Source organism: Halobacillus sp. ABH2_015 (genome assembly GCF_056158945.1).
Genome location: NZ_JBSWUG010000002.1, coordinates 3318677 through 3336408, shown reverse-complemented (window position 1 = coordinate 3336408; position 17732 = coordinate 3318677). Strand labels below are relative to the sequence as shown.

19 protein-coding genes are annotated in these 17732 nt (G+C 48.1%); 10 read left to right on the top strand and 9 right to left on the bottom strand.

Features of this window, described 5'->3' with window-relative positions:
- Positions 1 to 391 precede the first annotated feature (391 nt).
- The 7 genes from ACXAD6_RS17280 to ACXAD6_RS17250 form a co-directional block, all read right to left on the bottom strand.
- A complete protein-coding gene (locus tag ACXAD6_RS17280; RefSeq protein WP_474969954.1) occupies positions 392 to 1168 on the bottom strand; it encodes a sulfite exporter TauE/SafE family protein in 777 nt (258 codons plus the stop codon).
- A gap of 71 nt (positions 1169 to 1239) precedes the next feature.
- Positions 1240 to 1470 (bottom strand): sulfurtransferase TusA family protein, encoded by a 231-nt coding sequence (locus ACXAD6_RS17275; RefSeq protein WP_027956743.1) that lies wholly within the window; start codon positions 1468 to 1470, stop codon positions 1240 to 1242.
- Between the two features lie 65 nt (positions 1471 to 1535).
- Entirely contained in the window at positions 1536 to 2666 is a 1131-nt protein-coding gene (locus ACXAD6_RS17270; RefSeq protein ID WP_474969953.1) for an MBL fold metallo-hydrolase, read from the bottom strand.
- Positions 2667 to 2701: 35 nt separating this feature from the next.
- Positions 2702 to 3271: a sulfurtransferase TusA family protein gene (locus tag ACXAD6_RS17265; RefSeq protein WP_474969952.1), complete on the bottom strand. Its 570-nt coding sequence runs from the start codon at positions 3269 to 3271 to the stop codon at positions 2702 to 2704.
- A 34-nt stretch (positions 3272 to 3305) separates the two neighbouring features.
- Positions 3306 to 3602 carry a rhodanese-like domain-containing protein gene (locus ACXAD6_RS17260; RefSeq protein WP_474969951.1) on the bottom strand — a complete coding sequence of 99 codons (297 nt, stop codon included), beginning with the start codon at positions 3600 to 3602 and terminating at the stop codon, positions 3306 to 3308.
- A gap of 17 nt (positions 3603 to 3619) precedes the next feature.
- Positions 3620 to 4099: a DsrE/DsrF/DrsH-like family protein gene (locus ACXAD6_RS17255; protein ID WP_474969950.1), complete on the bottom strand. Its 480-nt coding sequence runs from the start codon at positions 4097 to 4099 to the stop codon at positions 3620 to 3622.
- Between the two features lie 53 nt (positions 4100 to 4152).
- Entirely contained in the window at positions 4153 to 4410 is a 258-nt protein-coding gene (locus ACXAD6_RS17250) for a metal-sensitive transcriptional regulator (protein ID WP_474969949.1), read from the bottom strand.
- Positions 4411 to 4554: 144 nt separating this feature from the next.
- On the opposite strand from ACXAD6_RS17250, the gene ACXAD6_RS17245 reads away from it, so the two are divergent.
- Positions 4555 to 5268, top strand: a complete 714-nt coding sequence (locus ACXAD6_RS17245) for a DUF421 domain-containing protein (protein WP_474969948.1) — start codon at positions 4555 to 4557, stop codon at positions 5266 to 5268.
- 33 nt (positions 5269 to 5301) lie between these two features.
- Here ACXAD6_RS17245 and ACXAD6_RS17240 read toward each other — a convergent pair whose 3' ends face one another.
- On the bottom strand, positions 5302 to 5685 hold the full coding sequence (locus ACXAD6_RS17240; protein WP_474969947.1) for a DUF302 domain-containing protein: 384 nt from the start codon (positions 5683 to 5685) through the stop codon (positions 5302 to 5304).
- A 139-nt stretch (positions 5686 to 5824) separates the two neighbouring features.
- Here ACXAD6_RS17240 and ACXAD6_RS17235 point away from each other — a divergent pair, with 139 nt between their 5' ends.
- The 7 genes from ACXAD6_RS17235 (at position 5825) to ACXAD6_RS17205 (ending at position 13759) form a co-directional block, all read left to right on the top strand.
- The gene (locus ACXAD6_RS17235; protein WP_474969946.1) at positions 5825 to 6565 is read left to right on the top strand and encodes a Cof-type HAD-IIB family hydrolase; all 741 of its coding nucleotides are present in this window, start codon (positions 5825 to 5827) and stop codon (positions 6563 to 6565) included.
- Positions 6566 to 6707: 142 nt separating this feature from the next.
- Positions 6708 to 7871, top strand: coding sequence for an acyl-CoA dehydrogenase family protein (locus tag ACXAD6_RS17230; protein ID WP_474969945.1), 1164 nt, complete (start codon positions 6708 to 6710; stop codon positions 7869 to 7871).
- On the top strand, positions 7864 to 9009 hold the full coding sequence (locus ACXAD6_RS17225) for a thiolase family protein (protein WP_474969944.1): 1146 nt from the start codon (positions 7864 to 7866) through the stop codon (positions 9007 to 9009). Before ACXAD6_RS17230 ends, ACXAD6_RS17225 begins: the two co-directional genes overlap by 8 nt.
- Positions 9006 to 9773, top strand: coding sequence for a 3-hydroxyacyl-CoA dehydrogenase (locus ACXAD6_RS17220; protein ID WP_474969943.1), 768 nt, complete (start codon positions 9006 to 9008; stop codon positions 9771 to 9773). The genes ACXAD6_RS17225 and ACXAD6_RS17220 overlap by 4 nt, the downstream gene beginning before the upstream one ends.
- A 73-nt stretch (positions 9774 to 9846) precedes the next feature.
- Complete coding sequence (locus ACXAD6_RS17215; RefSeq protein WP_474969942.1) at positions 9847 to 11400, top strand: fatty acid--CoA ligase; 1554 nt, start codon at positions 9847 to 9849, stop codon at positions 11398 to 11400.
- 130 nt (positions 11401 to 11530) lie between these two features.
- Positions 11531 to 12370 (top strand): MerR family transcriptional regulator, encoded by an 840-nt coding sequence (locus ACXAD6_RS17210; protein WP_474969941.1) that lies wholly within the window; start codon positions 11531 to 11533, stop codon positions 12368 to 12370.
- 60 nt (positions 12371 to 12430) lie between these two features.
- Positions 12431 to 13759, top strand: a complete 1329-nt coding sequence (locus ACXAD6_RS17205) for an MATE family efflux transporter (RefSeq protein ID WP_474969940.1) — start codon at positions 12431 to 12433, stop codon at positions 13757 to 13759.
- Positions 13760 to 13928: 169 nt separating this feature from the next.
- Here ACXAD6_RS17205 and ligD read toward each other — a convergent pair whose 3' ends face one another.
- Positions 13929 to 15689, bottom strand: coding sequence for a DNA ligase D (gene ligD / locus ACXAD6_RS17200; protein WP_474969939.1), 1761 nt, complete (start codon positions 15687 to 15689; stop codon positions 13929 to 13931).
- Positions 15690 to 15780: 91 nt separating this feature from the next.
- Here ligD and ku point away from each other — a divergent pair, with 91 nt between their 5' ends.
- The gene (ku, locus tag ACXAD6_RS17195; protein WP_474969938.1) at positions 15781 to 16626 is read left to right on the top strand and encodes a non-homologous end joining protein Ku; all 846 of its coding nucleotides are present in this window, start codon (positions 15781 to 15783) and stop codon (positions 16624 to 16626) included.
- 144 nt (positions 16627 to 16770) lie between these two features.
- Positions 16771 to 17730: a pyridoxal-phosphate dependent enzyme gene (locus tag ACXAD6_RS17190; RefSeq protein ID WP_474969937.1), complete on the top strand. Its 960-nt coding sequence runs from the start codon at positions 16771 to 16773 to the stop codon at positions 17728 to 17730.
- Positions 17731 to 17732 lie beyond the last annotated feature (2 nt).

Sequence of the window (17732 nt, the reverse complement as noted above, 5' to 3'; positions counted from 1 at the left end):
TTTATGTCCAGAGTGCATAAGAAGGTTTTCAAATATAGAAAGGTTCACGGTAACGGACCAGAAGCGACGGCCCTCCATCCCGGAAATCCTCCGGGGGTAGAGGGGCGGGTAAAGATAACAACGAAAAAAGGACCTGGGAAGGTCCTTTTTTAAAAGCTCTGTTAAAGTCTGTTGTTGATATTTTAAACGAGTACTAAATCGTTTCCGTCTGGAATTAGGGGTCCGGTCTGCTATTTACTCAGAGCATGGGACGGCAGGGAAAACCGTCCGCTTTCCGCTGGGAACGATGAGTCTCCTCGAACTCCAAGGTCGCCTCATACAAATCCCATGACAGAAAGGGGTGATAGGAGCTCACATGTTAAATAACAACACCAAGCAATAACAGAGCTTTTTAAAAGATGTCCATCCAGATCTTAACCGTCGATGCCAGGATCAGTACAGCAAGGACTGTCTGGAGAATCTTTGTATTCACTTTCTTACCAGCGGATGCTCCGAGAGGGGCCGCAATCAGACTGGCCACAATCATAATAGCAGCAGGCGCGTATTCCACCTGTCCGGTCGTAATTTTTCCAATCGTTGCGCCGATGGAAGAAATGAACGTAATCGCCAGAGAAGAAGCAATCGTCATTCTTGTTGGGATCTTTAATACGACAAGCATAATGGGTACAAGCAGGAAAGCACCGGCTGCACCGACGATCCCGGCTCCAATCCCGACAATCAGGGCAAGCCCGGCGGCCAGCGGACGGTTGAATGTCACTTCATCCATCTCTTGGTCATCCAGTCCATTTTTCGGAATGAACATCATAACGGTAGCAATCAGGGCGAGGATACCGTAAACAAGGTTGATACCTGCTTCCGGCATGAAACGCGACCCGTACCCTCCGATAAAGCTCCCGATCAGAATGCTGATTCCCATATAAATAATCAGCGGCTTATTTAAGTAACCGCCTTTCCGATAGGCCCACACACCGCCGATGGTGGCAAAGAAAACCTGGACCGCACTGATCCCGGAAACTTCATGAGAGGTGAAGGCTGTAAAACCGACAAGGGGTGGAATATAAAGCAGCATCGGGTATTTTATAATCGACCCGCCAATTCCGAGCATGCCTGATACATAGGAACCGACAAAACCGATAAGGAAAATCGTAAGAATAAATCCAAATTCCATGAAGATGACCTCCTTAAAAAAGGGAACCTCTACCGGTTCCCTCTGCATTTTTTATACGTGAATCTGTGTGCTTACTCGCCTTTTTGAATCCAGAATTTGAATAAGCCGTCTTCTTCTTCATGTTTCAGCAGTTCATGACCGCCGGACTTTGCCCATGCTGTCAAATCGCTTTTCGCACCTTTATCTGTGGCGTGAATTTCAAGAACTTCACCGGCTTCAACGTCTTTCATCGCTTTTTTTGTTTTTACAATCGGCATTGGGCATGCCAGACCTTTTGCATCAAGTACTTTCGCTGCGTTCATATTGTTTCCTCCTCAATTTTGATTGATGCATGCGTCCGTAGTGGACGGACGCATGTCAGAATGGTTTATCTTACAGCACAGCGGTTTGGACCAATCTCCATTTCCCGCTGCTCTTCGTGGTCAGGGCTGATTCTGCCCATATTCGTTTCACGGATCTGTTGATAGGCGTTTGGCTGTGGTGGCAGGTTTTCTGTAACCATACGGCGGAATTCACCTTCATCGGATATATTCAAGCCGTGGTTCCGGGAAAACAGAGTTCCAAGTTTCTCTGCTACCGTGCCGTCTTCGTTCAATTCGTTCATCATCATAAAGTGGGCGGGGAGGACGACGAGTTCATTAGAGAGTTCCTTATAGCGTGTATAAAGGGTTTCGCGCAGGTCCCCTACCCAGTCCTCTGCTTTTCCAGCCAGGTCAGGACGGCCGATGGAATCGATGAATAGAATATCTCCCGTCATCAGAAACGTATCGTCCACGACAAAAGAAGTGGATCCGATTGTGTGTCCTGGTGAGTACAACGCATGAATATCAATGTTCGAATGACCGATCTGGACGTGATCGGCATCCCTTAGAGGCTGATAGTTGAAGACAACTTCACCGGCATCTTCCGGTGGCAGCCAGTAAACAGCTCCTGTTTCCTCTGCAAGCTTACGACCGCCTGAAATGTGGTCTGCATGAAGATGGGTATCAAAGACATTCGTAATCGTTACTCCGAGTTTTTCAGCAAAATCCGTGTAGGCTTCGGTCATTCTTACTGCATCAATGATGGCTGCTTCGCTTCCGGATGTGACCATATAGGAAAGACATCCTTTTCCGAGACGGACGAACTGATACAGTTCACCGCCGTCCTTCAGATCACTGACTTTCCTTGGCTCGAGATGCTCACTCCAGGCTTTCATACCGCCTTCCACTGAATAAACATCTGTCATTCCTTCTTCAACAAGCATCTCTGCAACCATTTGTGAAGAACCACCTTTGGCACAAACGACAGCAATCGGTTGATCTTTTGGCAGCTGTCCTATAATTTCATCGACACCGTCCAGCAAATCAAAATAGGGAACGTTTAAATAAGAAAAATGCTCACTTTCGATTTTCCAGTCCTGATGGGCATCTTCTGTGCGGACATCCAAAAGGAACAGCTCTTCGTTATTCAGGACTTTATGAGCAATGTCTTGGATCGACATATTTTTCATTGTCATTCTAGTACCCCCTGCGGTATATTTTTATCAAAAAATTATTGATTCAGTGATTTCGTTTCACCGTTCCAGCCGCTCATCCCGGGAACTACGTTATAAACAGCAGGAAACCCTTTAGCGGCAAGCTTTTGTGCGGCCAGGTCGCTTCGGCTGCCTGTGCGGCACACGACATAGACCGTTTTACTTTGATCGAGTTCATTGCCACGATCGTCGATTTCACCCAAAGGAATAGAAATGGCCTCAGGGATGTGATGGAAGGCATATTCTGCTGTTTCGCGAACATCAACAATGATGGATTCAGGATTTGAGCGAACAGCATCCAGTTCTTCGTTGTTCACGACATCCGGGTGCTTTTTCTCTGCTGTTTCTTCATCATTTGATTTGCGTACATAGTGTTTGAGGATTCCGTCTTCTTCAATGGTACCCAGGTACTGGTGACCGGCACTCTTCGTCCATGCCTGCAGATCTGCCGTTGATCCTTTATCAGTGGCCTGGACTTCAAGTACCTGTCCGGATTCCATGTTTTTCATCGATTTTTTCGTCTTCACGATCGGCATCGGGCAGGCTAATCCTTTAGCGTCCAGTGTTACATCTGTTTTCAATTCCATTGCAATTCCTCCTCTACCCATAAGGGTCACTTGGTTATTTCGTCGGTCCTTCCCAGCTCATCATGCCGCCTTCCATGTTCGTGATATCAAATCCTTTATCTTCAAGGATCTCGCTGGCACGGCCGCTGCGTCCACCTGAACGGCAGACCATAAGATAAGGTTTTTCTTTATCAAGTTCATCTGCGCGGTCTGCAATGGATCCCAGCGGAATGTGTTTAGCACCTGGAATCATACCTTCAGCGACTTCTTCATCTTCGCGAACATCCACAATATTTAATGTTTTTCCTTCATTCAGCTTTTGTTCTACTTCTTTTGCCGTCAATGTCTTCATTCTTGATTCCTCCTCGATTATATAAACAGGTTTACAGCGCCGTCTTCAGCATCAGCGAGATAGGCGGCTACGCCGGCATATTGAATGTCATCCAACAGTTCTTCTTTCTGCAGACCTAAAAGGTCCATAGTCATCGTGCAGGCTACAAGGTTCACATCTTGTTCCTGGGCCATGTCGATCAAATCCGGCAGTGGCATAACGTTATGCTTTTTCATGACGTCTTTGATCATCTTCGGTCCAAATCCGGCAAAGTTCATTTTAGAAATGCCCATTTTATTTACACCTCTAGGCATCATCCGGCCGAACATTTTCTCCATAAACCCTTTTTTCAATTGGATGGGTTCATCTTTACGTAAAGCGTTCAATCCCCAGAACGTGTGGAAAATGGTGACTTCATGATCATAAGCTGCTGCTCCGTTGGCAATGATGTAGGCAGCCATTGCCTTATCATAATCCCCGCTGAATAAAATGATATTCGTCTTTTTTGTCTCAGACAATGTTATATCCTCCTTGAATTAATACACCCTAGGGTATATTAAAATCTAAAAATTTATCTGCTTTTGACGAGCAGTTGAACGGCCTCATTAATGGAGGCTTCTTTATCTTCCTGTTGATCTGCTTCCTGGATGCACTCCACAAGGTTGGAACTTACCACAAGTCCAATCGCTCGGTCAATGGCACTCCGCGAAGCAGAAAGCTGCGTAATGACATCTTTACAGTCTTTATTTTCTTCCATCATCTTCAATACACCACGCAGCTGGCCTTCGAGACGCTTGACTCTGTTCTTCATGGCGTCATTATATTCCATGTTTTCCCCTCCTTGTGAAGATGTTTGCTGTTGAACAGTACATGACATATCATATACCCCTATAGGTATAATGTCAACACCTTCGTTTGAATGAATGGATAGGACGAGAAGGAAGGGTGAAGCTAGGAAAGGAGGTGAGGGTCCATGGATTTATGGAAAGACCTGTTCATTGTCGTCCTTCGGATTGTTACGATTCTCCCGCTGATGCTCGGGGTTGGTATTTTCATGGGGAAACGGTCGATCGGGGAACTGCCGGTCTTTGATTTTCTCGTCGTGCTTGTGTTAGGTTCTGTCGTTGGCGCAGATATCGCGGATCCTGATATCGATCATATACATACGGTTGCTGCCATTATTGTTATAGCCCTGCTCCAGAAATTCATTGTTACGGTGAAGCTGAAAAACAGGAAGCTGGGCAGACTGCTGACATTTGAACCGACCATTGTCGTATATGAAGGGAAAATGGTGGAGAAAAACCTCCAGCAGATCCGCTATTCCATTGATAACATCACTCAAATGCTTCGCGAACAGCAGGTTTTCGATCTCACTCAGGTGGAGCTCGGAATCGTGGAGGCCAACGGCCAGTTATCTGTGAAATTAGTGCCTGAAAAAGAACCGCCCACACGTGAGGAATTCCAGATGCCTTTAAGGGGAGGGGGGTATGATATCCCCGTCATTCTTGATGGAACCCTCCAGCTTGATATCCTCCAGAGGATGGGGCGTGACCGTGCGTGGCTGGAATCAGCGCTTGGAGATCATCAGGTAACAGATGTTTTCTTCGGAGCTATAACAAGTGAAGGGGAATTTCATTACTCGTTAAAAGGGAATCCTCCAGACAATCTGCCTCCGCTGAACCATTAAAAAAGAGCTGCCACGAGGCAGCTCTTTTCACCCTTATATCGATTTGTCCATACAGCGGATCAAACGTGATTCAATATCTTCAGCCATGGCAAGAATTTGGTCGTCATTCACCATTTGTGTAAGGGAGGATGGTTTGGGCATTCCGATCCTTGTTTGCTGCTGCTCTTTATAAACAACCATTTTACAAGGCAGGAAGTATCCAGCCATTTTGTTCTGTTCCAGGACACGCTGGGCTTCTTTTGGATTGCACACTTCAAGAACCCGGAAATCGTCCTCAAAATCCAAGCCTTTCTCGTTCAATTTTCCCTTCAGGTCAAAATTCCATAGGACACCGAACTGTTCCTCTTTCAAATTCGCTTCCAGGCTTTCAACGGCCTGCTCTACGCTTTTTTCTGTTTCAACCGTATAATGAAACATGTTCTCCCTCCTTATGAATTCTTCTTTACCATACCCATTGTGGTATGTTGTTAATCATGGAGGATTGGAAAGGTGTGAATTGTAAGAGGGCCGTCCTTATATTAAAATGGAGTGTGGATAAAGAGAGGACGTGATTGGAATGACAGAAGATATCAAATTAATAGCTCTTGACCTTGATGGTACGTTAGTGAATCACGCAGGAGAGGTGTCAGAAGCCAACGCTGCTGCTGTGAAAGAGGCGAAGGAGAAGGGGATCCATGTGGTCCTGAGCACGGGACGCTCCCTTTCCCGGTGCCGGCATATTTCTGAAGCGCTTGGCCGTTCGTCGTACATCGTCACCATTAATGGTGGAGAGATTTATAATCATGATTACGAACTGGTGGATCAGACGAAACTCGATCACAGCCATGTGAACCGTTTGTGGGAAATGAAACAGGAACACGGCCTTTATTTCTGGTCATCAACAGTCCAGGGGCTGTACAATACGCAGAACCCTTTTGATAATGAAATTGAAGACTACGACTGGCTCAAATTCGGTTTCGATATCGAAGATGATGAGGTCCGTCAAGTGATCCTGGATGAGCTTCAGGCTAATGATGCGTTGGAAGTGACGAATTCAAGTCCTACCAATATTGAGGTGAATCCCGTAGGCGTGAACAAGGCAGCTGCCCTGTTGAAAGTGTGCCGGTGGCTGGATCTTGATATGAAGAATGTCATGGCTGTCGGCGACAGCATGAATGATATAGCCATGATCCGGGAAGCGGGTCTTGGTGTAGCGATGGGCAATGCACAGCAGATTGTCAAAGATGAAGCCTCTTTTGTAACGAAATCAAACAGCGAGGACGGCGTAGCCGCAGCGATTAAAAAAGTTATAGAATAACGAACAAAACCAGTCCGGCAAGGGCTGGTTTTTTTGTCATTCGATGCAGAAAAACAATTTTTTGTAAGCGTTTTCCGTTAAGGGCAGGAAAAACGAGGAAGAGAGGAGAAATAGGTGCTTAGTAAAGGCGGGGAGGGTGGACATGAAAGCGGGATACATAACAGAAGAACATGAAATGCTCCGGGATTCCTTTGAAAAATTTTTAAAAAAGGAAGCTGTCCCCTATTACAAAGAATGGGAGGAAAAGGGGGAAGTGCCCCGGTCCTTTTGGAGAAAACTCGGGGAGCAGGGCTATTTGTGTCCATGGCTTAGTGAAACCTATGGCGGGATGGAGGCAGATTTCGGTTACTCTGTCATCATTAATGAGGAGCTTGAAAAAGTAGGAACCGGTTTGATTGGGATCGGCCTTCACAATGACATTGTCGTTCCTTATCTGGAAGCCTATGGTACGGAAGAGCAGAAGGCAAGGTGGCTTCCGAAATGTGTGACAGGAGAGGTGATCACGGCTGTTGCCATGACGGAACCGGGAGCGGGGTCGGACCTTGCTGCCATTCGTACAACAGCAGTAAAGAAAAATGATACGTATGTCATGAATGGAGAAAAGACATTTATTACGAATGGGATTCATGCGGATTTAATTGTCGTCGTCTGTAAGACAGATCCTCATGCTTCCCCGCCGCATAAAGGGATCAGCCTGTTCGTTGTTGAGCGGGGGACGCACGGTTTTTCAAGGGGAAGGAAACTTGAAAAAGTCGGACTGCACAGCCAGGATACCGCGGAATTGATTTTTGAAGATGCCATCGTCCCTTCCTCCCAGCTGCTGGGAAAAGAGGGAGAGGGATTTTATTATTTGATGAATCAGCTGCAGCAGGAGCGGCTGATTGTAGGCATCGGAGCTGTTGCGGCCTGCGAACGGATGTTGGAAATAACCGTGGATTACGTCACCCAGCGTCAAGCTTTCGGAAGGTCCATCGCTTCGTTTCAAAATACTCAGTTCAAACTGGCTGAGCTTCATACAGAAATTGAAATCGGCCGCACTTTCCTGAACCGGACGATTGAAGCTCATATGCAGGGAGAAGACGTTGTAAAGGAAGTATCGATGTCCAAATGGTGGACGACAGAACTCGTGAAAAAGACAGCCCTGGAGTGCATGCAGCTCCACGGCGGCTATGGATATATGGAAGAGTATGAGATTGCCAGGAGGTTTCGTGATGCCCCTGTAACGGCTGTCTATGCAGGTTCCAATGAAATCATGAAAACCATTATTGCGAAGAAGATGGGATTGGGAGGATCAAAGCATGAATGAAGTCGTAATTGTTGAAGCGGTTCGAACGCCTGTAGGGAAAAGGAATGGCGTGCTAAGTTCTATCCGCCCGGATCTGCTTCTGGCCGGCGTTTTGAATGAGGTCGTAGAAAGAGCCGATATTCCAAAGGGAACCGTGGAGGATGTGATTGCAGGTTGTGTGTCACAGGTGGGGGAGCAGGCCGGTGACATTGCCAGAATTGCAGCCTTAACGGCCGGATTTCCTGTTGAAGTTCCAGGGGTAACCCTTGACCGTCAGTGCGGCTCCAGCCAGCAGGCCGTTCATTTCGGTGCACAGGCGATTGCATCCGGTGACATGGATGTCGTCATTGCCTGTGGTGTTGAAAGCATGTCCCGCGTCCCGATGTTTTCAAACATGAAAGGCGTTTCCTTCAACGAGATGCTGACGGAGCGCTTTGACATGATCAATCAAGGGGTATCAGCGGAAAGAATCGCCGAACAATGGAAGCTTACGAGGGAAGAGCTGGATGCTTATGCAGCAGAAAGCCATCACCGGGCTTTGGCAGCTATCCAGGCAGGGTATTTTCATAAGGAGATCATGGCTGTGGAAACAGAGGCTGGACGGGTTGAAGTGGATGAGGGACCCAGACCAGGTACATCTGTGGAAACTTTATCCACCCTGACGCCGGCTTTTCAGGAAGGCGGCTGCATTACAGCAGGGAATGCCAGCCAAATTAGTGACGGCGCGGCAGCTATCCTGCTGATGTCGAAAGATAAAGCGGAACAGTTCGGACTGACTCCAAAAGCAAAAGTCCTTGCCCGTGCAGTGGTGGGATCAGATCCAACGCTCATGTTGACGGGGCCGGTTCCAGCAACCTGGCAGGTGTTGAAAAAAGCCGGTTTGAGAATAGAGGATGTGGATGTGTTTGAGGTGAATGAAGCCTTTGCGCCCGTCCCTATGTTCTGGATGAAAGAGACCGGAGTATCTCATCAGAAATTGAATAGGAACGGTGGAGCGATCGCTTTAGGCCACCCGCTCGGGGCTACCGGAGCCAAATTGATGACCAGCTTGGTTCACGAATTAGAACGGACGGAGAAGCGTTACGGACTGCTCGCTGTGTGTGAAGGACACGGCATGGCTAATGCCACAGTGGTGGAAAGAGTGGGAGGACACTCATGAATGTCTCAGGTGTGACAGCGTTCATCACAGGCGGAGCTTCTGGCCTTGGAGAGGCCGCTGCCCGGAAGATCATCCGGCAGGGCGGCTGTGTCGTGATGGTCGATCAGAATGAAGAGAACGGAAAGGCTCTTGCCCGCGAACTTGGGAGCCGGTCGCTTTTTATCCAGACGGATGTAACATCTGAGACAGAAGTCCAACAGGCTTTAGAGAAGGGTGTGGATGTGTTTGGGGGCATTCAGGCGGTTATCAACTGTGCCGGTATTGTCACGGCTGAAAAAGTAACAGGCAGAGAGGGACCCCACTCGCTGGATTCGTTCCAAAGGGTGATCCAGGTCAATTTGACAGGCACCTTTAATGTTATCCGCCTGTCTGCTGAAGTTATGCAGAATAATGAAGCTGTTGAGGACGGGGAACGAGGCGTCATCATCAATACTTCTTCTGTCGCTGCTTTTGAAGGCCAGATTGGTCAGGCGGCCTACAGTGCCTCAAAAGCAGGCGTAGCCGGGCTGACGCTTCCAGTTTCCAGAGAGCTGGCCCGCTGGGGTATCCGTGTGATGGCCATTGCACCCGGACTTTTTGAAACGCCGATGTTTGACCGTCTTCCGGAACAAGCAAGAGAAGCTCTTGGTCAAATGACACCATTTCCGAAGCGGCTGGGAAAACCTTATGAATTTGCCAATCTGGTTGTAAGCATCATAGAAAATTCTATGTTGAATGGGGAGGTGATCCGCCTGGACGGAGCCATACGGATGCAGCCGAAATAATCCTTCCGTGTCCTGGATTTCTTGTTGAACCGGCAGAAAAGCCACTGGTAAAAACGAAAAGGAGTCGATGAAAATGGGACCAACATTAAAGAGCATGTTTGAGCAGACTGCTGCGAAGTATCCGGATAAAGAAGGCCTTGTAGATGTTCGGCTTGGAGTGCGGTGGACGTTCAAGGAGTGGGAGGATGAAGTGGACAGGACAGCCGCAGCGCTTTCTGCTTCCGGTGTGGAGAAGGGGGATAAAGTATCAACCGTCCTGTACAACACAGCAGAATTCGCCACGGTTTTGTTTGCCTGCATGAAAATCGGTGCTGTATTCAACCCGATCAACTTCCGACTTACAGAAAAAGAGATCCGCTTTATTTTGCAGGATGCCGGTCCGAAAGTTGTCCTGTTTGAAAAAGCGACGGCCCCTCAAGTGGAAAAAGTGGCTGGTGGGATGCCGGGAGTGGAGTTCTGGTCGATTGATGAAGCCTTTTCTTTTGCCTCTCATTATTACGATCGTATGGAACAAGTCCTGGAGCGCCCCCCTGTCTGTGAGGTCCAGGAGGATGACCCTTACGCAATCATGTATACATCAGGGACGACCGGTCTGCCGAAAGGAGTCATTCATACCCACAGGGATATGGTGGACCAGGCGCTCATTATAGCGGCTTCCATGCGTCTGCAGGAAGAAGACAGAGGGCTGACCGCGGCACCTATCTTCCACTGCGCGGAACTGCACTGTGCCTTTTTCCCACGAGTTATGATTGGTGCATCCAATGTTCTTCTCCATCATTTTGATGCCCCGGCAGTGATCAAGACCGTAAGAGAGGAACAGATTACAACGTTCTTCGCTGCACCGACAATGTGGAATATGCTGCTGCAGGAAGACTTCTCCCATGAGGACTTTTCAACACTGCGTCAAGGGCTGTATGGCGGCGCACCAATGGCTCCAGCGCTTACTTTAAGACTGCATGAAGTGCTCGGGGTGGAACTGGTCCAGGCGTACGGGATGACTGAAATGGGACCGGCGATTACGGCGTTGTTCGACCACGAGCAGATCGAGAAAGCCGGATCGGCGGGAAGGCCGATTTTCCATCATGACATACGGGTCGTACGGACGAATGAACACGGTCCTGCGGAGCCCAATGAAATTTGTAAGCCTCAGGAACTCGGGGAAATTATCGTGAGGGGGCCGAGTATGATGAAGGAATACTACAACAACCCGGAAGCGACGAAGGAAGCGTTGTATAAAGGCTGGTACCACACCGGGGACATCGGCTCCTTTGATGAAGACGGCTATTTGTGGGTGAGTGACCGGGTGAAGGATATGATTCTATCCGGCGGGGAGAACATCTACTCGCGGGAAGTGGAGGACTGCTTATTCGCACATCCGGGTGTCCTGGATGCCGCTGTTATCGGTGAGCCGGATCAGCTTTGGGGAGAGCGGGTCGCCGCTTATATCGTCAGAAAAGACCCCGGACTATCGGAGAAGGAGCTCGATGAATTCTGTATTTCAAGTGGGCAGCTTGCCCGCTATAAAAGGCCGAGACGCTATGAATTTGTGGACGAACTGCCGCGGAATGCCAGTGGGAAGCTTCAAAAATTCAAACTGAGGGAAACCGTGGAAAAGGTAACAGAATAGCAGAAAGAAAAAGGGTGCCCCTGATCAAGGCACCCTTTTCTAATGGAAAAATCCAGCCCAGAGACCCGTGCGATCGGTTTAGGATATGATATAGGATAGGGGGGAGAGATGAAAGGGAGGAGGGATACTTATGAAGCGGCGCTTTCGTATCGGGGAAATGGCCCGGTTATTTCAGATTTCTGCTTCTACGTTAAGGTATTACGATCAAATCGGGCTGTTTCGTCCGGGGTATGTGGATCCGGAAACACAATACCGCTATTATAACTTTGAACAGTTTGTCGTATTGGATACGATCATATTTCTAAAGAAGAACGGCTTTTCCATCGATGATATCCACCACCAGCTGGCAAACCGGACAGCTGAAAATACAAAAGAGCTGCTGGAGAGCAAACAAAGGGAAATCGATAATGAAATGGTAAGGCTGAAGAAGGTTTCCGCAATGATTCAAAGCAAAATTGAGACCATTGATGAGGGGCTTGCGCTCCGCCGGTCGCCTTCTTTCGTCTATCGTTATTTTCCTGAGCGCCCGATTACGTATTTGTATAATGATCAACCGGTGGATCTTTTTGTAGCATCAGACGCCATTTTTCTTCAGGATCTGGAAGAACTCGCATCTGCTGGAGGCGGTTATGATGGATTTTTCACAGGGGATATGGGGACGATGGTCGACATGGACAGTCTTCATGGAGAAGGACCTGCGAAATATTTCGCTGTGTTCATATTTTTAGCAAAAGACAAGGAAACACCGGCGAGTCCCAGCCTTCCTGAAGGGACATATGCCTGCTACCCCCACCGGGGGCCTTATGAGACGATTAAAGACAGTTATGCCGTGATGCTGGATCACTTGAAGGAGGATGGAAGGCAGATATCAGGGACACCTCTGGAAGTGGCGGTTCTTGATGAATCGGTAACCAACGATTCATCTGCCTATGTTACTTGGATTCAAATTCCTGTAACAGAAAAGGATTGACCTTAAAGTCACTTTAAGGTTTATACTTTCTCTTGCAAACAGATGCAGGAGGTCATAAAGATGAGTGGAACACATGAGACGTTGAGAACCAAACCAGTAAGACAGGTATTCTTTCAATATTTCTTCCCGGCGTTGTTCGGGATGATGCTGATGTCGATCAACATCCTGATCGATGGCATATTCGTAGGCCGCGGTGTAGGCGAAGAAGGACTGGCTGGTGTCAATCTTGCTATGCCGGTTTTCTCATTAATCTTCTCCATTTCCCTCTGGATCGGAATCGGAGGAGGGACGATTTATTCCATGCATATCGGCCGTGGAGAGCCTGACAAAGCGCGGAGTGTCTTTTCGCTTTCCACTGCGGCTTCTCTCGTTATACTGGCTGTAATCGGAACAGCCGGATACTTTTTCATTGAGCCAATCGCTTATTGGCTCGGGGCCAATGCGGATACGTTCGCTCCTACCGTGGACTATTTAACGGTTTTATTTCTGCTGGGGTGGTTGATTGCCCTTCAGCAGCTCCTCAGTATCTTCGTCCGGAACGATGGAAGTCCTACCCTCTCCATGGTGGCGCTTGGGGTAACCGCCATCGTGAACATTGGTTTGAACTATTATATGATTTTCATTTTGGAAAAAGGGGTGTTTGGAGCGGCACTGGCGACCGTGCTTGCCAGTGTGGCAGGTCTGGTTGTGCTGCTGCTTCACTTTTTCAAGGAAAATACCCATCTGCGAAAACCGGTTTTTCTATGGTCATGGAAGCTTCTTGGAGAAGTTATGACCATCGGTTTTCCGAGCTTTCTTGCAGAGGCGGGGACGCTTGTATTTGTCGCTGGATATAATATAGCGATCGGGGCGTTACTTGGAACGGAAGGCGTCGCCGCTTTTTCAGTAGTGAATTACCTGCACGGCTTTATGTTCTTATCCTTTTTCGGTATTGAGTCGGCCCTCCAGCCGATGATCAGTTATTACCATGGAGCTGGGAGCAAGGATGCCATCAAGGATTCAGTGAGGATAGGTGAACGGACAGCTGCAGGTCTCGGCATCGTGCTGCTAATCATAGGAGTTTTAGCTGCCCGTCCTCTTGTTTCCTTGTTTGGAGTGGAGTCCAAAGATGTCACGGATCTTGCGGTGAACGGCATCCGGCTGTTCTTTACCGGTTACTTGTTTTTAGGCTTCAACTTCGTTTATATGACCTATTTCCAGTCCGTAGGTCAGATCCGCCCTTCGACAACGATTATTGTTCTGCGGAGCTTTGTATTCATCCTTCCGCTTTTATGGCTGCTTCCAAATTGGTTTGGAGCTGCAGGGGTATGGCTGTCTCTGCCTCTTGCGGAAATGTTCGTCGCTGTTCTGCTTGCTGTCATAACCCGGAAACAGGTGTTAAAAGCTTGAATTATAAGTCATGAAGGCATCTGAGGCATGCGGGAAGGTTGGGAAAAAGGAGAATCGACCGCTGGATTTCTCCTTTTTCCAACACCTCTACATAAAAAATGGAACCTCGACATCCGTCTGTATGAAAGAAGAATGGTGTATTTTCCTATTTCCCGGGCAATATCCGACATCAATAGTCGAGCAGGGCTTGAATCTGATCCATCGGTTGGAGGGCTCTGGCTTTTTCATAGTCCTGAAAAGGATCCCCTCTTTTTTGGAGCCTTTCAAGCATGTTCTCCACCGTGAATGACCGGGGGTCCAGTCCATCCTGTACGTCCTCCCAGTGCAAAGGGGCGGCAATCGGAGCGCCGTCCTTCGCCCGTACAGAATAGGGAGCGATGATCGTCTTCCCTTCCCCATGCTGGACATAATCGATGTACAGTCTGTCTTTACGCTTTCTTTTCAATCGTTCCACAGTGAAAAGATCCGGTTTTGTCTCAACGAGGAGCCGGGCTAATGTCTTTGTGATGGCCCGCGTTTCTTCATAAGTAAGATCTCCCTCTTGGAACGGGATGTGAAGCTGCATCCCTTTGCTTCCTGATAGTTTAATGAAGCTGATCATGCCCAGCTCATCCAGCCATTTCCGGCAGAGAAGAGCGGCTGTGAGGCAGAGAGGGAAAGCCTCTTTTTCTGGAGGATCCAGATCAAGAATGATTTCATCCGGGTGAACACCGCCTGCTTTTTCAAAGGGAAGATGGAATTCTACGGCTCCCTGATTCGCCAGCCAGAGAAGACCATGAAGTTTTTCGCAGATCATATAGGGCTCTCCTTTTTCCATCCACAGTTTCAGTGTATCCGGTGCATAATCCGGCCGGTGTTTCTGGAAGAAGGATTCGTTATGAATGCCGTCAGGAAAGCGGATCACGGTCAATTTCTTTTCTTTCATGAAAGGCAGCATATAAGGAGCGATATGACGGGTGTACAGAAGATAGTCCCGCTTGGTCACACCTGGGAACAGCTCTTTTTCAAGGCTGGTCGGCTCAAAACGGCCGGGGAACAAACTTAAATCCCACGTCATCTTCCTTGATGTACATTCTTCTGGTGTGTGATCGAAACGGAAACGGTGAAACATCGGTTCCCGGAACTCTCCACTTTCAGCTCCTAAGCAGTGGATGTCAGCACAGACGCTCGGCGGGAGTGTCCACTTGTTCTTTTCTTTTTTCCCTTTCTCCTTAAAAAATTGACGAAGAGTGGCAGCTTCTTCATGTGGAAGACCATGTTTGAAGCGTCCAGCTTTTCGAATCTGCCCCTTGTTATACACACCTGTATCCACATATCCATTGCCCGGGTCGAAGCGGGTGAGGAATACGGATGCTGTTTTCCACTGCTTCCACTTCAGCCAGTGCCGGGTCCTTTCTCCGAATTGATAGGTGCTGGTGCTCCGTTTGGCGATGATTCCTTCACCAAAGTGCAGGTGGATGATGTCTTTCAGCTTATCCACATGTTGATAAACGGCCACCATTTCAATTCGTGGGTGTTCCCACTTGGCAAGGAGTTCCGTCAGCCGTTGTTTTCTTTCTTTTAACGGAATTTTTTCCTGAACGAAATCAAAAGCTGCAAATAAGGCAGGCCGCTCCGCCGCTGCTTTTCGAATGTTCGCTGTCTTTCTTAAACGTCCCCGCTTTTGGAGAAGGTCGAAATTGGCTTGAAAAGCTGTATTCAGAATGACAATTTCCCCGTCCAGAATAAAGGGACTTGTATGCGGAGGAGGGACGGCTTCACTGATTTCAGGGAATTTATTTGTTAAATCCTTCCCGTTCCGGCTGATCAGGCGGATGCCTTCAGATGTACATTCGAGGAATGCACGGAAGCCATCATATTTTGGTTCATACATCCACTCCCCGCCTTCAGGGAGATCGTCGGACGGGGTAAGCAGCATCGGGCGTTTCATACGTTCCCTCCTTTTTCCCTTAGGTTGTCCTTTCAGGATGGAACATATTTTCACTTTGAACGCAAAAGCTAAGAAAAAAGGAGCCATCACTATGCACACCATGTGGAAAGGAACCATCAGTTTCGGTCTGGTCAACATTCCTGTGAAACTGCATGCTGCTACAGAAAATAAGGATATTAAGCTGAGGCAGCTGCATAAAGAGTGTCATTCGCCGGTGGAATATGAAAAGAGCTGTCCTGTCTGTGACAGAGAAATCGAAAGTGAAGAAATCGTTAAGGCCTACGAGTATGCGAAAAATAAGTTTGTTGTCCTGGACAACGAGGATTTAGAGCAGCTGAAAAAGGAACAAGACGATAAAGCGGTGGAAATCCTCGATTTTGTAAAACTGGAGGAGATCGACCCGATATACTTTGAACGGAGCTATTTCATCTCTCCAAACGAAGGCGGGGCCAAGGCCTACAGCCTTCTGCGTCAGGCACTCGGGGATACCGGTAAAATCGGGATTGCCAAAATCATCATCCGCTCGAAGGAGCAGCTGGCTGTTTTAAGGGTGTATGAGAACACCTTAGTCATGGAGACGATCCATTATCCTGATGAAGTGCGGAGTGTCCAGGATGTCCCGAATGTCCCTGAAGAATCTGATTTAAGTAAAAAAGAACTGAGTACCGCTGTTACATTGATCGACCAGCTGACCACCGAATTTGATGCTGGGAAATATAAAGATGACTACCGGACAGCGTTGATGGAACTGATTGAAGCGAAGAAAAATAATGAAGAAATTACAACAGCGAAGGATAAACCGGCTCCGGATAACGTTACAAGTCTGATGGACGCCTTGGAAAAATCCCTTGAAAAGACAAAAGGACCCACGAAAAAGCGCAAGACCAAAGCAGCACGAACGAAAACAACGACGTCTGGAAAGAAGAAATCATCCTGAATACATCAAGCCCTCCCCGTCATGGGAGGGCTTTTTTTAGAGGGTTTTACAAAGATTCCCCTCTCTGCCCCTTTTCCGACTATCAATCCATCCCCTATAATAAGTAATAATCAGAATTTTTTATCTATTTCAGGGGGGGATTCTTTGGAACAGCTGTTGTTGAGAGATGTGTGGAAAGCGAGGAAACGTATCGGGAGCATCGTGAAACCGACGCCGCTTGTGTATTCGGAGTATTTCTCCGACCGCTCAGGGCAGCCGGTTTACTTGAAAATGGAACAATCCCATCCTACAGGATCTTTTAAAATAAGGGGGGCGGCAAACAAGCTGCTATCTTTAACAGAAGATGAAAAAAAGCGTGGTGTGACAACATTTTCTACAGGAAATCATGGAATCGCCACCGCCTACGCAGCACGGCAGATGGGTATTCCTTGTACGGTTTGCCTATCCCGTCGTGTTCCAGAAGCGAAGCTTAGACGTCTGAAGCGTCTGGGGGCGGATATCGAACGGACGGGGGTCAGTCAGGATGAAGCTGCTGTTCGCTGCAGGGAGCTGGCATCTAAGTATGGAATGACGATCGTCCAGCCCTTTGATGACCCCGAGGTGATTGCTGGACAGGGAACCATCGGTCTTGAATTGATGGAACAGCTTCCTGAACTGAAAGAAGTGGTGATCCCGCTGTCCGGAGGCGGCCTTTTATCCGGGATCGGATTCGTTTTGAAAAAGATGGATCCTGCTGTTTCAGTCACCGGGGTGACGATGGAACGAAGTGCCGTCATGCAGGCCAGTCTGAAAAAAGGGGCGGTCGTTAGGCTGGAAGAAGAGGATACCCTGGCCGATAGTCTGCTGGGTGGCATTGGTGAGGATAACCGTTATACATTTTCTATGACCCGGTCGTTGATGGATAAAGGTGTGCTTTTACAGGAAGACCGTATTAAAGAAGGATTATACAGTCTCCTTGATCATCATAAAATTATCGTAGAGGGTGCAGCCGCTGTTGGAGCCGGCTATCTCCTTGATCAGCCGATTTTGGAAGGGCCTGTGGTCTTGATCATTACGGGAAACAATGTAGATACAGATACGGTTCGAACGTGGATGGACAACTGAAA